Below are 14,333 nucleotides of genomic sequence, written 5' to 3' on the forward strand. Positions count from 1 at the left end.
TGCACTGCAAGAGCGCGACGACGGGCGTCAGCCCGCAGTCACCTCACGAGTCCGAGAAGACTGCACTTCCCGATCACCTCCTTTCGCGTGTACGGCACACCCTAGGAACCCCTCCGCAGTCGCACAACCGAATTAACGCGGAATCGGCAGGTGTCGATTTTCCGGAAAGCCGGTGTGTGCTGGGTCACGTTCGAGTTCAATGATCTGACGTGCAGCAATGGCGGACGCGTCCTGCAGGGGGTCCGGGATGAGTGCTTCCAGGGGCAGTGGGACCACCGACGCTCTCGGGCCGGATCCGATGCCCGGGTCGGAGCTGCTCGCGGCGTTGCTCGACGGTATGGACGCGGCGCTCTGCGCCTTCGGCGCGGACGGCACGGTCACCCACTGGAACCGTGAGGCGGAGCGGATTCTCGGCTGGTCGGCCGAGGAGGCCGTGGGGCGCGCCGGGTTCGCGGGGTGGGCGGTGCGCAGTGCGGACGCGGGTGAGGTGCAGGGGCGGCTGATGGCGGCCATGGACGCGCCGGGGCGTCAGGTGCACGAGTTCGCCCTGCTGCGCAAGGACGGCGGGCGGGTGCTCGTACGGATGCAGTCGGCCGGGGTCCGGGGCGCGGACGGCCGGCCGGCCGGGGTGTACTGCGCGTTCAGCGAGGTGCACGCGCAGATCGACCTGGAGCGGTCGATCGCGCTCAGCGAGGCGATGTTCGAGGACACGTCGTGGGGCGTCGTCCTCGTCGATGTGGATCTGCGGCCGACGGTCGTCAACGCGTACGCGGCGCGGGCGCTGGGCGGTGGCCGTACGACGCTGCTGGGACGTCCGCTCGCGGAGCTGGTCGTGCAGGGGGTGGAGGATCTGGAGGGCGCGCTGCAGCACGTCCTCGCCGAAGGGACCCCGTCCGCGTCCGCGCCCGCCGAGCTCTGGGTGACGCTGCGGACGTCGGACGGTGACCGGCGGCGCTGCTGGCGCAGCGGGTTCCTGCAGCTGGCGTCGCCGCTCGCGGAGGAGCCGGTCCCGCTCGGGGTCGGCTGGCTGTTCCAGGATGTGACGGCCCAGAAGGTGGCGGCGCAGGAGGCGGACCGGGCGCGGTTCCGGTCGAATCAGCTGTACCGGGCGTGCCGGTCGGCGGCCGAGTGCGAGGACCCGATGGAGGCGGCGACGACCTACCTGGACTACGCGCTGGCCGGCTTCGCCGATCATGCGCTGATCGACCTGCTGGCGGGGGAGCGGCTGGTGCGTGCGGCGGCGACCCCGGCCGACGCCCCGGGCCCGTGTCTGCCGGTGACGGGCGGGGGCTTCCCGGTGCGTTACGTTCCGGGGCACCCGGCGCTGCAGGCGGTGGACCGTACGGGTTCGGTGCGGTCCAGCGCGGGTGAGGGTGAAGGGAGTTGGGCGGACGAGCGGCAGTGGCCGGAGAACTCGGTGCACGCCCTGTGCGCGGTGCTGCGCAGCCGGGGCCGCACGCTGGGCGTGGTGACGTTCCTGCGCTCCCCGCACCGTCCGCCGTTCGAACGCCCGGACGCGGAGTACGCGGAGAGCGTGGCGGCGAGGGTGGCCACGGCGGTGGACCTGTCGCAGACCCTGCCTTCGCCCCCCGCCCTCTGAGGGCCACCGGGCGCCCGAGCCCGTTCGGTGACCGGGGCACGAACGCCCTTCGGACGGCCGCGGTCACCTTCCGTGCTGGTAGAAGATCCGGTCCGCGTACTCGGTCATCACGCGCCTGTTCCACTCGTGTCCACCGTCGACGTTCCCGGACCGCAGCAGCGGCGGCTCGATCCCCCGCTCCACCAACCGCTCGGCGGCCGTCGCCATCATCGCCTGCATCACCGCGCTCGTGACCACCGTCGACGCGGGGGCGAACGGCGCCTCGACGCCGTCCGCGGTCAGCTCCGCGTCGCCGATCGCGATCTTGCTGTCGAGGACGATGTCGCAGTGGTCCCGCAGGAACCCGCCCGAGCCGTGCAGCGACCGCGTCGTGTCCGATTCCGCGTACGCCACCGACGTGACGCCGATGACCGTGATCCCGCGATCACGCGCACCCTGCGCCATCTCGACGGGCAGCGTGTTGCGCCCGGAGAGCGAGATGATCACGAGCAGGTCGCCGGCGCTCGCCGGGCTGGAGTCGAGCACCGCACCGGCCAGACCGCCCACCCGCTCCAGTGCCGAGCCGAGCGTCGCGGGCATCACGTCGACGCCGAGGGTGCCGGGGACGGCGAGCAGGTTCATCAGGGCCAGCCCGCCGGCCCGGTAGACGACGTCCTGGGCGGCGAGCGACGAGTGGCCGGCGCCGAACGCGAAGAGCCTGCCGCCCGCTGCGACGGTGTCGGCGATCGCGGTCCCGGCCGCCGCGATGTTGCCGGACTCCTCGTCGCGTACGCGCTCCAGCAGGCCGATCGCTGCGTCGAAGAACTGACCGGCCAGCGTGCTGTCGCTCATCGAGGAGGCCCTTTCGGCGGTGGTGGGTGACCGTGGGGTGTCTGTGCCGCGGATCACGTTGCGGTCTGGACCACTGACCTGTCAATAGCGCTTGTGGCCCGCACATACGGTCCAGGGTTCGGCCGGCAGGGCACGGTTGTCAGCGCTATGCGTCAGAATTGGTCCAGGGCCTGCGCACGGCGTTTTCATGTCACAGCATCGAGGGGCACGAATGTCCGGACTGATCGACACAACGGAGATGTATCTCCGCACCATCCTCGAACTCGAAGAGGAAGGCGTCGTCCCCATGCGCGCCCGGATCGCGGAGCGGCTGGACCAGAGCGGTCCGACGGTCAGCCAGACGGTCGCGCGCATGGAGCGTGACGGCCTGGTGCAGGTCGCGGGCGACCGGCATCTGGAGCTGACGGAGGAGGGCCGACGGCTGGCGACCCGGGTGATGCGCAAGCACCGGCTCGCCGAGTGCCTGCTCGTCGACGTGATCGGCCTGGAGTGGGAGCAGGTGCACGCGGAGGCCTGCCGCTGGGAGCACGTGATGAGCGAGGCCGTGGAGCGCCGCGTGCTGGAGCTGCTGCGGCACCCGACGGAGTCGCCGTACGGGAATCCGATTCCGGGCCTGGAGGAGCTGGGCGAGAAGGCCGAGGCCGACCCGTTCCTCGACGACGGGATGGTCAGCCTGTCGGAGCTCGACCCGGGATCCGACGGCAAGACCGTGGTGGTGCGCAGGATCGGCGAGCCGATCCAGACGGATGCCCAGCTGATGTATACGTTGCGGCGGGCGGGCGTGCAGCCCGGCTCCGTGGTCAGCGTGACGCAGTCGCCCGGCGGGGTGCTGGTCGGCAGCAGCGGCGAGGCGGCGGAGCTGGACGCCGAAGTCGCCTCGCACGTGTTCGTCGCCAAGCGCTGAACGCACGCACACCAGTACCCGCACGCACCCGGAAGGATGCGCGCGCGGCCGCCCCGGACGCTGAACCGTAACGTCCGCTTTCCGTTTTTCCGTCCGGAATTGCAGCGCTCTGACGGTTCGCGTGCCAGGCTGTGGCTGAGGCATACCTGAGAGTGGCGGCCGCCTGGCCACGCGGTCGGGGAGGGAGCAGCGGATGCGCCCGTCGTACTGGCGTGTGAACCGGAAGGCGGCCGGCCCGAGCCCGAACGCCCCGGCCGGCCCCGCAGGCTGCCGGGCGGCGCTGTACGGCCACGCAGGCCGCGCCGCCCCGCCCGCGTATGCCCCGGCGCCCACAGGCCCGCACGACCCCGGCGGCCCGCACGCCGGCGCGGGCCGTTCCGCGCGCCCCCCGGACATGAGAGGGCCCCGGCGCCGCGCGGCGCCGGGGCCTGTCCTCCCCTGTTCCGACCCGGAGCCCCGAGCTCTCAAGGTCGGTCCCCACGGGCCCTCATCCCCGAGTGGCCCGCCTCCCGCAGAAGATCTCCCCTCCGCGGCCGACGTCAATCCTTGGAGGCCGTCACTCGAACGAGGGGTGTTGCGAGCCGGAACCCGTTGTTCGAATAAAGGTTCGATAGTCTGGCGTGACGCCACCACGCGGTGAACGAGCGGTGATCGAGGACCCGAAGGGGGTGCCAGGACATATGGTGCGGCGCATCGATGTGACCGGATCCGACGGCGTACGCCTCGCAGCCTGGGAGTTCGCCGACCCGCCCAAAGGGCGCACGGAGGGCGAGCGCGCCCCCGGGGTCTTACTGCTCCATGGACTGATGGGCCGGGCCTCGCACTGGGCGTCCACGACCCGCTGGCTCGCCGAGCGGTACCGGGCCGTCGGCCTCGACCAGCGGGGCCACGGACGCAGCGAGAAGCCGGCCGAGGGCCCGTACACGCGTGACGCGTATGTCGCCGACGCGGAGGCGGCGATCGAACAGCTCGGCCTCGCCCCCGTCACGCTCGTCGGCCACTCGATGGGTGCCCTCACCGCCTGGCAGCTCGCCGCGAAGCGCCCCGACCTCGTCCGGGCCCTGGTCATCTGCGACATGCGGGCCTCCGCGCTCGGCGCGGCCTCGCAGCGGGAGTGGGAGGACTGGTTCAAGTCCTGGCCGGTGCCGTTCGCGACGCTCTCCGACGTACGGAAGTGGTTCGGCGAGGACGACCCCTGGGTGGAGCGGCCGAACCCGTCCCGAGGCGAGTTCTTCGCCGAGGTGATGGCCGAGCGGGCCGACGGCTGGCGACCGGTCTTCTCCCGACGCCAGATGCTCCAGTCCCGCGCGACCTGGGTCCACGACGCGCACTGGGAGGAGCTGGCGCAGGTGCGGTGCCCGACGCTGGTGCTCCGCGGCCTGGACGGCGAGCTGGGCCGTGCGGAGGCCCAGGAGATGGTCCGTGTACTGCCGCGCGGGCAGTACGCGGAGGTGGCGGACGCCGGTCATCTCGTCCACTACGACCAGCCGGAGGGCTGGCGCGCGGCGGTCGAGCCGTTCCTCGAGCAGTACGCCGAGGACCCCCAGACCGACCGCGAACCGGTCTCCTCGTAACGGCAGCCGTCCGGCGCCCGCCGCACGCCGCCTGCCGGCGAACCCCGCGGCTGCCCCCACCCGGCTCACCCCTTGCTGACCGCCGCCAGGATCTCCGGGAGCCGGTTCGCCGTGCGGGGAGCCGCCAGCCGCAGCCCCGCCCAGGTGATCAGCGCCCCGTACCCGCCGCCCACCGGAAGCAGCAGCCACAACCAGTCCTCCGCATCGGCGAGATGCAGCCAGATCGTCGCCACGATCATCGGCGCGCACAGCACCGCCGCCGAGACCATGCCACCGAAGATCGAGATCCAGGCGAGCCCGGCCTGCCCCGGTGCCACGTTCTTGAACGCACCGTCCTGCGGTATCGAGTACGGGAAGTTGGCCGACGCCATCGCACCCGTGGCCAGCATCGCCCCCAGCAGGGCCAGCGAGAGCCCCAGGACGCCCGGGAGCACCTGCCAGTCCCCGAGCACCGCCGCCGTCGCCACGCTCACCAGGACCGTGTACGGGAGGGTGATCACCAGCAACGCCAACGCTCGTGCCCGCAGTTCGAGGTACGCGTCCCGGGTGGATGAGATCGTCAGAGCCACTATCCAGAACGCGGAGGTGTCCTGTCCGAACTGGTTGTACATCTGGATGCCGAGCATTCCGGCGGCGAAGCATGCGAAGTAGACCGAGCCGGTGCCCTGCACCGCGTTGAGCAACGGCACGATCAGACCGATGGCGAGCGCCGTCACCCAGGCGGACTTGGTCTTCGGGTCCCGTGCGACATACCGCAGGGTGCGCCGCATCACCGTCCCCGTACGTCCCTCGGGCAGCAGCGCGGAGAGCCGGGAACGGCCCGCCGCGGACTTCTTGCGGTCCGGATCGGCGGCGGCGAGCGTCGAACCGTCCGGGGCGGTCATCAGCTTCACCAGACTCCGCTGCCACAGCCACACCAGCGCACCCAGTGCCGCGACGGAAAGCAGCAGTTGCACCACGGCCCGCCCGTACGACCCCTGGGCCGCGGAGTCCACCGCGCCGATCGCCGAGGCGGGCGGCAGCCAGCGCACCACGTCCGCGGCCGGGTCGAGCGTGGCCAGCCCACCGGACCGGCCGAGCCGCTGCGCACCGAAGTTGACGAACTGGATGCCGACCGCGATCACCAGCCCGCTGAGCACCGCCAGATCGCGCCCCTTGCGCGACGTCAGCAGCCGGGTGTTGGCCGTGGCGACGGCCCGCGCCAGTGCCACGCACACCAGCAGTGCCAGCGGCGCGGCCACCACCGCGCACGCCACGGCCGCCGCGCCGTGCGCCACCGCGAACGCCGAGCCGACCAGCAGGCAGAGGGTGAACAGCGGCCCGATGCCGATCAGGGACGCCATCAGCAGTGCGCCGACCAGCGGGCGCGGTCGCAGCGGCAGCATCACCAGCCTGCTGGGGTCGAGGGTTTCGTCGCCGCTGGGGAAGAACAGGGGCATCACCGCCCAGCCGAGCGCGAGCAGCGCCGTCAGCAGCACGACGAGCGAGCCCGCGTGCGCGTGGCCGCGCAGCGCGGTCAGACCGATGAGCTGGCCGGCCGCGATCAGCAGCGTGACGACGACGGACGTGATGTACGCGGCCCGTCGCCCCGACGACTGCCGCAGTCCGTTGCGCAGCAGCGTCAGCTTGAGCCGTACGAAGACGGGGACGAGGCCTTCGCCGCCCCGGCCGTCGGAGGGGCGGGCGGCGGGTGTGACGGGGGCGTCGAGCACGCTCATCGGGCGCCGCCCAGCCAGTCGAGGGAGTCGCCGGTGTCCCGGCTGCCCGCGCCGACGAGTTCGAGGAACGCGTTCTGCAGGGACGAGGCCCCGCCGCGTACGTCGGAGAGAGTGCCCTGGGCCCGGATCGTGCCGCCTGCCATCACGGCCACCCAGTCGCACAGCGACTCGACGAGCTCCATCACATGGCTGGAGAAGACGACGGTCGCCCCCGAGCCGGTGTACCGCTCGAGAACCCCGCGGATGGTCTGCGCGGAGACCGGGTCGACGCCCTCGAACGGCTCGTCCAGGAAGAGCACTTCGGGGTTGTGCAGCAGCGCGGCCGCGAGCCCGATCTTCTTGCGCATGCCGGTGGAGTAGTCGACGACCAGCTTGTGCTGGGCGCCCGCCAGGTCCAGTACGTCCAGGAGCTGGGTGGCCCGCTTGTCGACCTCGGCGCCCGGCAGGCCGCGCAACCGGCCCGTGTACGCGAGGAGTTCACGCCCCGAGAGGCGATCGAAGAGCCGCAGTCCCTCCGGCAGGACGCCGATCCTGGCCTTCACGTCGACCGGGTCGCGCCAGACGTCGCGCCCGCCGACCTCGATCGTTCCGTGGTCGGGCCGGAGCAGCCCGGTCACCATCGACAGCGTGGTGGTCTTGCCCGCACCGTTGGGTCCGACCAGTCCGATGAACTTGCCTGCGGGCAGCTCCAGATCGATCCCGGCGACCGCGACCTGTTCGCCGAACCGCTTCCAGAGGCCGTGCACGCGGACGGCGGGCGGCGCCGTGGGCGCTTCGCCCGCCTCCCCTGTGCTCCTCGGTACGGATTCTGCTGCGGGTGCTGTCCCGTCCGACGGTGTCGGGTCCGACATGGTGCACTGCCTTTCGCTGTCCCCGTTCATGGGGGACAGACTACGAAAGGCGCGCGCGTGCGTCGGCGGCTTCGCGCCCACAGGCGTAGGCGAGCGGACTGATCAGCTCCACCGCATCCGGCAGCCACCGGTTGGCGGGGGTGGGGCGACGGGCCCACTGCACCGCGCCGCGCCCGCCGACCCGGGTCGGCGGCCCCGCCACGTAGTGGCCTTCGCCGCGGCCGAACAGACCGATGGCGGTGGCGTTCCAGCCCAGCTTCCTCACGAGATCGTCCACTTTGGCCGCCGCGCCGGGCAGCACGAAGAAGAGCATCCGGCGGTCGGGGGTGCAGGTGACGGGGCCGAGCGGCAGACTCATCCGCTCCATCCGGGCCAGTGCCAGGAAGCCGGCGGACTCCGGTACGTCGATCGCGTCGAAGGTGCGTCCGGTGGGCAACAGGACCGAGGCCCGGGGGTGCTTGGACCACAACCGGCGGACCGCGGCGGCGCTGCCGGTCGACCGGCTCGCCCAGTCGGGCCGGTCGGGGTGGGCGCCGGGGGCGGCGCAGCGGGCCTCCCCGCACGAGCACCGCTCCGCCCCCGCCACCGCCTCCAGCCAGGTGCCGGGGAACACGTCCCAGTGCCGCTCTTCCGTGTACCGCACTGCGGCGTCGAGCAGTTGCTCTCCTCGTTGTTCGGGGACCTGTGCGGCTTCCGTGACTTTGATGGGCTCTTCCACGACCACCTCAACTCCCGCAACCACCTGGGGTTACGGGCGTGGCGAACGCGGCTCCGGCGCAACGATCCTGCACGTGGGGCGCATGGATGCATGGGTGGGGGCGCGCATGACGCGGTGCGTCGCGGGGCGGGTAGCCACATGGGGGGAATCCGGAACAGTTCGCCCAAGGCGAATACGTACCGAACGACAACAAAGGCATGAGGAACACCGTGAATATCGTGAAGGCCACCAACACGATGCATGTACGCATTTCTTGTGCAAACACCGGGCAGTGATCTCCTCATCGATCACTGCGGTCTCAGGGGGAAACATGGCAGCCAGGCCTCTCGTCGCCCGCCAGCCGAACGAACGGCTCCAGGCGCTCATCCAGGAAGCCGGATGTTCCCATGCGGGACTTGCCCGGCGGGTCAACATGGTCGGTGCGGAGCGCGGCCTCGATCTGCGCTACGACAAGACCTCCGTGGCCCGCTGGCTGCGCGGACAGCAACCCCGCGGCCGGGCACCGGGAATCATCGCCGAGGCGCTCGGCCGCAAACTCGCCCGTACGGTCACGATCGACGAGATCGGGATGGCCAACGGCAAGAATCTGGCCTCCGGCATCGGACTGCAGTTCGCGCCGACCGTGACCGGCGCGATCGAGCAGGTCTGCGAGCTGTGGCGCAGCGATGTCGGCCGCCGCGACTTCCTGTCCGGTTCGGCGGTCGCCTCCTCGGCGCTGGTCGAGCCCAGCCGGGACTGGCTGATCACCGCCGCCGATCCGCTGGTGGCGCGGCCCGCCGGGGCCCGGGTCGGGATGCCGGACGTCGAAGCGGTGCGGGCGATGACCGCCGCGCTGGTCGACCTCGACCACCGGTTCGGCAGCGGGCACGTCCGGCCGGTCCTGGTGCACTACCTGAACAGCGTGGTGTCCGGGCTGCTCTCGGGGGCGTACCGCGAATCGGTCGGGCGGCAGCTGTTCGCGGCGGTCGCGCGGCTCACCGAGCTCGCCGGGTACATGGCGGTCGACACGGGACAGCCGGGGCTCGCCCAGCGGTACTACATCCAGGCGCTGCGCCTGGCGCAGGCGGCGGGCGACCGGGCGTACGGCGGGTATGTGCTGGCCGCGTCGATGAGCCATCTCGCGGCGCAGCTCGGCAACCCGCGGGAGATCGCCCAGCTGGCGCGGGCCGCCCAGGAGGGGGCGCGCGGGCGGGTCACCCCGCGCGCGGAGGCGATGTTCCACGCGGCGGAGGCGCGCGGTCACGCGCTGCTCGGCGACGCCCGTACCTGCCAGGAGGCGATGGGCCGGGCGCTGACGGCACTGGAGCACGCCGAGCCGGACGCGGGCGACGACCCCACCTGGATCGCCCACTTCGACCACGCCTATCTGGCCGACGAGCTGGCGCACTGCCACCGCGACCTCGGCCAGGCGGAGGCGGCCGCCCGCCGGGCGGCGGAATCCCTGGCCGGCCACCCGGAGTCCCGGGCCCGCCGCCGCGGCATCGGCCTGGTGCTGCTCGCCACGGCGCAGGTGCAGCTGCGCGAGGTGGAGCAGGCGTGTCACACGGGGACGCGGGCGATGGAGCTGCTGGGGACGGTCCGGTCCGGCCGGGGCGCGGAGTATCTGGACGACCTGCAGCAGCGGCTGGTGCCGTACGGGGACGAGCCCGCGGTACGGGAGTTCGGGGCGCGGCTGGAACTCCAGGCGGCCTGACCGGTGGTGACTCATCACTGCGTCGCGGCGACGCTGCGTGTTGCTGCCCGGGCGGCGGGAGGATCGGTGACAACGGGCGCTTGGCACAGGGTGGTAGCCACCCGATAGCGTGAGCCGACGATGCCGTAGGTATACACGTAGGAGTCCCGGTGACGCAGAGCGGACAGGGTGACGAACAGCAGCTCCCTGCTGTACGGCCCGCGCACGAAGGTGTCGTGCTGCCCGCAGGTGGCGGCGAGCCCTGGATACCGGGCGGACAGGCCGATCAGGCCGTTCCGGCGGGCGGGGAGCCGTGGGGCGGGCCCTGGGGGCCGCAGGCGCCGCACGGCCAGTACAACCAGCAGGGCCAGTACGGCCAGGGTCCGGTGGCGTACGGACACGAACCGCAGCCCCAGCCGTATGCGCAGCCACTGCCCCCGGAGGTCGGGCCGGGCGCGGGCATGGGTGGGGACGTCGATGCCACGCAGTACATCGCGCCGGTCCCGGCCGGTCCCGCGCCGGGTGGCCTGCCGCCCGAGAGCCCTGCGGAGGCCACCCAGTTCCTGGCGCACGCCCAGCCGCCCGCAGCGCCCTCCGACGCCGACGCGACCCAGTACATCCCGCCGGTGCCCGACGGCGCCCCGTACGGCATCAGGCCCGGAACCCCCGGCGAGCGGCAGCCGCCCGCCGAGTTCGACAACCTGTTCCGCAACGAGGAACCCGCGGGCGCCACACAGCAGATGCCGCGGTTCGACCCCGGGCCGGCGGAGCCGTACCAGGCCGGCCGGCAGCAGCCCCCTTACCAGCAGCCGCAGATGCAGCAGCACAGCGACCCGCCGCAGGGGCGGGCCGGGCAGCGCAAGAAGCCGTCGCACATTCCGCTGATCGCGGCAGTCGTCGTGGGCTGCGCGATCGTCGGGCTCGGGGCGGGTGCGCTGATGAGCGGCGGCGACGACAAGAAGGACGACAAGCAGGCGGTGGCCGCGGCGAGTTCACCCGCCGCCGAGCAGTCCGTGCAGGCGGCGGCCGACCCGGCGAAGCCGCAGGCCGAGGAGCTCGACAGGCTGCTGGCGGACAGCAACAACAGCCGCTCCGCGGTGATCGGGGCCGTCGAGAAGACCAAGTCCTGCAAGGATCTCGACCAGGCGGTCACGGACCTTCAGGGTGCCGCCCGGCAGCGTCGCGAACTGGTGACGCGCCTGCAGGGGCTGTCCGTCGACAAGCTGCCGAACCACGCGCAGCTGACCGCTGCGCTCACGAAGGCATGGCAGGCTTCGGCCTCGGCCGACGACCACTACGCGGCATGGGCCGGGCAGGCCAAGGACGGCAAGAAGGTGTGCCGGCACGGCAAGGCGCGGGCGACGCCGGAGAAGTCTCAGGCGGACCGGGCGAGCGGCGACGCGAGCCAGGCCAAGCAGCAGGCGTCGGGGCTGTGGAATGCGATTGCCTCGAAGTACGGGCTGACCCGGCGGGCGGCGACGGAACTCTGACCCGGCGCGGGGCGGGGGGTGAGGGTGCGCCTGCGGCGGGCCCTCACCCCCCGCCCCGCGCTTTCCCGCTGCACCCGGTGTGCGGGCTCCGCCGGGGCCCGGCCTCCGGCGCCCGCTTCTCCGTCGCCGGAGGGGTTGGTTCTCCGCCGCCGGGCGACTCTCAGCCCTTCGCGCTGGCGTTGGACAAGGTGTTCGTCACGTCGACGAACCCCTTCTTCTCCGCCACCAGCCGCCCCTCCCGTACCACCTGGAACGTCACCTTCCGATTCACGATCCGCGGATACGCCGACGACCCCAGCATGTCCGCGTACCGCCATCGCAGCGGCGGCGTGAGGCCGCCGGTGTCCACCTGGACGCCCTGGTTCAGCGCGACCGTGAGCTTGCCCGCCGTGATCTGCGGCTCGTCGATCGTCTCGACGATCTTCTTCAGCACCGTGTACGCGATCCATGTCGTCTGGACACCCGTGTCGTCCGGGTCGATCCGGTTGTCGCCGAAGGCGTACTTGCGGATCGTGCCGCGCATCTCGTCCCAGCGGGGGTCCCCCGCGTCCGGGTACCACCCGGTGATGTACGCCCCCTCGAACGGGCTCTCCCGCCCACCCGTGCGGTTGATCATCGGCTGGTCGACGCTGCCGAGTACGGAGGAGATCCGTACGTCCCCGTACGAGGCCTCGAGCCTGCGGAAGGAGTCGAAGAACGTCTCCGTACGGTCCCCGAGCACCGCCGTCACACAGCCGCCGGACGTCCCGGCCCCCTGCAGTGCCTTCCCGGCCGCCTGGTCGTACGAGGTCGCCGCCTCGGCCGCCCTGACGTCCGAGGGGGAGGGCCGGTGTGCCTCCTTGAGGCCGGTGCTGAGCAGCCATGCCTGGGTGTCGCCGCCCAGGGTGTCGGGCCGCACCACGGAGACCCGGTCGCAACCACGTGCCAGTTGCTGGGCGTTGCCCGCGAGCAGTGCCGACTGGCCGCCGTTGACGGGGTACGAGTCGTAGCTGTTGAACTCCTCCTCGGAGGCGCCGTAGCCGCCGATGTACGGGATTCCCGCGACTTCCAGCGGCGCCATGAAGGCCTGCCCGTGCCGGCTGTACGAGCCGACGACCGCGACCGCCTTCTCCTTGACCGCCCGCCGGGCGCAGTTCGCCGCACCGATCGAGGTGTCCTCCTCGTTGCACCGCGTGACGAGCAGTTCGTGGCCGTCGATCCCGCCGTTGCTGTTCACCCAGCGTGCGTAGGCCCGCGCCATGGCGGTCATGCCCACCATGTTCGCCGTGTCGGGGCCGGCGGAGCCGTCGGGGGCCCAGGTCATGACGGTGATGGGCTCCCTGGAGTCCCCCGAGGCCCCAGGGAGCACACCGCAGCCGGTCATCAGCAAGGCCCCGGCCGCCGCCACACATGTGAGGAGTTTGTAGGGGCGGGGGGAGGTGAGGCGTCGCCATCCGGTCATGGGCATGAACATTTCCGCCTGCGGGGTAACGCTGATGTGTGCTTCGCTCAACGCTCGGTGACGTCCAGGTGAATTGCAGGGGGCGGTGCGGACCCGGATGAGAGGAACGTACGATCGACAACCGTGCAGCAAGGTTCGGAGAACACTTCCCGTCGCGGCCGTCGCTCCTCCACCATGGGCGGCATGCCGCTCAATGACGTTCCTTGGTGGCGCTGGCGCAGCAATGTGCGCTCGGCGCTGCACATGCTCTCCGACCCCGTCTTCCACCACGAGTGCTGGCTGGCCGGCCGCGAAGGGTACGGCGACGTCACCGACGCCGTGTACCGCCTGGTCGAGGACACCTGGCTGGACAACTGGTCCGCCGAGAAGTACGTGGGCACGATATTCCGCGACTCCGGCGAGGCGGCCCTCGTCGATGTCGCCGTGCTGCGGGTGCTGCGCATCATGCACCAGGTCGGCGCGGACGCCCCCGTCTCCGCCTACCTGGAGCACCACGGGTGGCCGGAGGCCGTACGGGCCGCCCGTGAGGCCCATGTGCTGCTCGCCACGAACGACGGGGAGGACCCGGACGTTCCGCCGCGTTCGCTCGATGTGCTTCGCATCATGACCAGAACCGCCTGAACCGCGGGCGGTGTGGCACGCTACGGGCATGACCGCGCCGCAGCCTGCCGACATCACCCCCGAGCAGTACGTCCTCACCCTCTCGTGCCCGGACAAACAGGGCATCGTGCACGCCGTGTCGAGCTATCTCTTCATGACCGGCTGCAACATCGAGGACAGCCAGCAGTTCGGCGACCACGACACGGGTCTGTTCTTCATGCGCGTCCACTTCACGGCGGACACCCCGGTGAACGTGGAGAAGCTGCGGGCCAGCTTCGCCGCCATTGGCGACTCGTTCCGGATGGACTGGCAGATCCACCGGGCGTCGGAGCGGATGCGGGTCGTGCTGATGGTCAGCAAGTTCGGCCACTGTCTCAACGACCTGCTGTTCCGTTCCCGGATCGGGGCGCTGCCGGTCGAGATCGCGGCCGTCGTCTCCAACCACACGGACTTCGCCGAGCTCGTCGCCTCGTACGGCGTTCCGTTCCGGCACATCCCGGTGACCAGGGAGAACAAGGCGGACGCGGAGGCGCAGCTGCTGGAGCTGGTCCGCGAGGAGAACGTCGAACTGGTCGTCCTCGCCCGCTACATGCAGGTCCTCTCGGACGATCTGTGCAAGCAGCTGAGCGGCCGCATCATCAACATCCACCACTCCTTCCTGCCGAGCTTCAAGGGCGCCAAGCCGTACCACCAGGCGCACGCCCGGGGCGTGAAGCTGATCGGTGCCACGGCGCACTATGTGACCGCCGACCTCGACGAGGGGCCGATCATCGAGCAGGAGGTCGAGCGGGTGGGCCACGGCGTGACGCCGGACCAGCTGGTCGCCATCGGGCGCGACGTGGAGTGCCAGGCACTGGCCCGCGCCGTGAAGTGGCACGCGGAACGGCGCATCCTGCTCAACGGCCGCCGTACGGTGATCTTCGCCTGAGGGCGG

Annotated in this window: 12 protein-coding genes; 7 read left to right on the forward strand and 5 right to left on the reverse strand. The window is 71.6% G+C overall.

The features are described 5' to 3' along the window. The first annotated feature begins 247 nt into the window (after positions 1-247). Positions 248-1,600, forward strand: a complete 1,353-nt coding sequence (locus tag LRD69_RS18605) for a PAS domain-containing protein (RefSeq protein ID WP_277327709.1) — start codon at positions 248-250, stop codon at positions 1,598-1,600. 63 nt (positions 1,601-1,663) lie between these two features. Here LRD69_RS18605 and LRD69_RS18610 read toward each other — a convergent pair whose 3' ends face one another. After that, positions 1,664-2,431 carry an SIS domain-containing protein gene (locus LRD69_RS18610; protein WP_277327710.1) on the reverse strand — a complete coding sequence of 256 codons (768 nt, stop codon included), beginning with the start codon at positions 2,429-2,431 and terminating at the stop codon, positions 1,664-1,666. 211 nt (positions 2,432-2,642) lie between these two features. Here LRD69_RS18610 and LRD69_RS18615 point away from each other — a divergent pair, with 211 nt between their 5' ends. Both LRD69_RS18615 and LRD69_RS18620 read left to right on the forward strand, forming a co-directional pair. Beyond that, the gene (locus LRD69_RS18615; protein ID WP_277327711.1) at positions 2,643-3,335 is read left to right on the forward strand and encodes a metal-dependent transcriptional regulator; all 693 of its coding nucleotides are present in this window, start codon (positions 2,643-2,645) and stop codon (positions 3,333-3,335) included. A 680-nt stretch (positions 3,336-4,015) separates the two neighbouring features. Then, positions 4,016-4,909, forward strand: coding sequence for an alpha/beta hydrolase (locus LRD69_RS18620; RefSeq protein WP_277329783.1), 894 nt, complete (start codon positions 4,016-4,018; stop codon positions 4,907-4,909). 65 nt (positions 4,910-4,974) lie between these two features. Here LRD69_RS18620 and LRD69_RS18625 read toward each other — a convergent pair whose 3' ends face one another. The 3 genes from LRD69_RS18625 to LRD69_RS18635 are packed head-to-tail and all read right to left on the reverse strand — an operon-like array spanning position 4,975 to position 8,196. After that, positions 4,975-6,627, reverse strand: coding sequence for a transporter (locus tag LRD69_RS18625; RefSeq protein ID WP_277327712.1), 1,653 nt, complete (start codon positions 6,625-6,627; stop codon positions 4,975-4,977). Beyond that, positions 6,624-7,478, reverse strand: coding sequence for an ABC transporter ATP-binding protein (locus tag LRD69_RS18630; protein ID WP_277327713.1), 855 nt, complete (start codon positions 7,476-7,478; stop codon positions 6,624-6,626). The genes LRD69_RS18625 and LRD69_RS18630 overlap by 4 nt, the downstream gene beginning before the upstream one ends. A 40-nt stretch (positions 7,479-7,518) precedes the next feature. Further along, positions 7,519-8,196 (reverse strand): bifunctional DNA primase/polymerase, encoded by a 678-nt coding sequence (locus LRD69_RS18635; protein ID WP_277327714.1) that lies wholly within the window; start codon positions 8,194-8,196, stop codon positions 7,519-7,521. A gap of 310 nt (positions 8,197-8,506) precedes the next feature. Between LRD69_RS18635 and LRD69_RS18640 the strand changes: the two genes are divergently transcribed. Then, entirely contained in the window at positions 8,507-9,889 is a 1,383-nt protein-coding gene (locus LRD69_RS18640; protein ID WP_277327715.1) for a transcriptional regulator, read from the forward strand. A 149-nt stretch (positions 9,890-10,038) separates the two neighbouring features. Next, positions 10,039-11,358, forward strand: a complete 1,320-nt coding sequence (locus LRD69_RS18645; RefSeq protein WP_277327716.1) for a hypothetical protein — start codon at positions 10,039-10,041, stop codon at positions 11,356-11,358. Positions 11,359-11,518: 160 nt separating this feature from the next. On the opposite strand, the gene LRD69_RS18650 is transcribed toward LRD69_RS18645, so the two are convergent. Further along, entirely contained in the window at positions 11,519-12,799 is a 1,281-nt protein-coding gene (locus tag LRD69_RS18650; protein ID WP_277327717.1) for an ABC transporter substrate-binding protein, read from the reverse strand. Between the two features lie 174 nt (positions 12,800-12,973). Between LRD69_RS18650 and LRD69_RS18655 the strand changes: the two genes are divergently transcribed. After that, complete coding sequence (locus tag LRD69_RS18655) at positions 12,974-13,420, forward strand: hypothetical protein (RefSeq protein WP_277329784.1); 447 nt, start codon at positions 12,974-12,976, stop codon at positions 13,418-13,420. Between the two features lie 28 nt (positions 13,421-13,448). After that, entirely contained in the window at positions 13,449-14,327 is an 879-nt protein-coding gene (gene purU, locus LRD69_RS18660) for a formyltetrahydrofolate deformylase (protein WP_277327718.1), read from the forward strand. The last annotated feature ends 6 nt before the right edge of the window (positions 14,328-14,333 follow it).

It is taken from the genome of Streptomyces sp. JH14, from assembly GCF_029428675.1.
In the GTDB taxonomy this organism is placed as follows: Bacteria; Actinomycetota; Actinomycetes; order Streptomycetales; family Streptomycetaceae; genus Streptomyces.

Coding starts and splice junctions, on each gene's coding strand:
- LRD69_RS18605 (WP_277327709.1), top strand. CDS start 248: ATGAGTGCTTCCAGGGGCAGTGGGACCACCGACGCTCTCGGGCCGGAT.
- LRD69_RS18610 (WP_277327710.1), bottom strand. CDS start 2,431: ATGAGCGACAGCACGCTGGCCGGTCAGTTCTTCGACGCAGCGATCGGC.
- LRD69_RS18615 (WP_277327711.1), top strand. CDS start 2,643: ATGTCCGGACTGATCGACACAACGGAGATGTATCTCCGCACCATCCTC.
- LRD69_RS18620 (WP_277329783.1), top strand. CDS start 4,016: ATGGTGCGGCGCATCGATGTGACCGGATCCGACGGCGTACGCCTCGCA.
- LRD69_RS18625 (WP_277327712.1), bottom strand. CDS start 6,627: ATGAGCGTGCTCGACGCCCCCGTCACACCCGCCGCCCGCCCCTCCGAC.
- LRD69_RS18630 (WP_277327713.1), bottom strand. CDS start 7,478: ATGTCGGACCCGACACCGTCGGACGGGACAGCACCCGCAGCAGAATCC.
- LRD69_RS18640 (WP_277327715.1), top strand. CDS start 8,507: ATGGCAGCCAGGCCTCTCGTCGCCCGCCAGCCGAACGAACGGCTCCAG.
- LRD69_RS18650 (WP_277327717.1), bottom strand. CDS start 12,799: ATGACCGGATGGCGACGCCTCACCTCCCCCCGCCCCTACAAACTCCTC.
- LRD69_RS18655 (WP_277329784.1), top strand. CDS start 12,974: ATGGGCGGCATGCCGCTCAATGACGTTCCTTGGTGGCGCTGGCGCAGC.
- purU (WP_277327718.1), top strand. CDS start 13,449: ATGACCGCGCCGCAGCCTGCCGACATCACCCCCGAGCAGTACGTCCTC.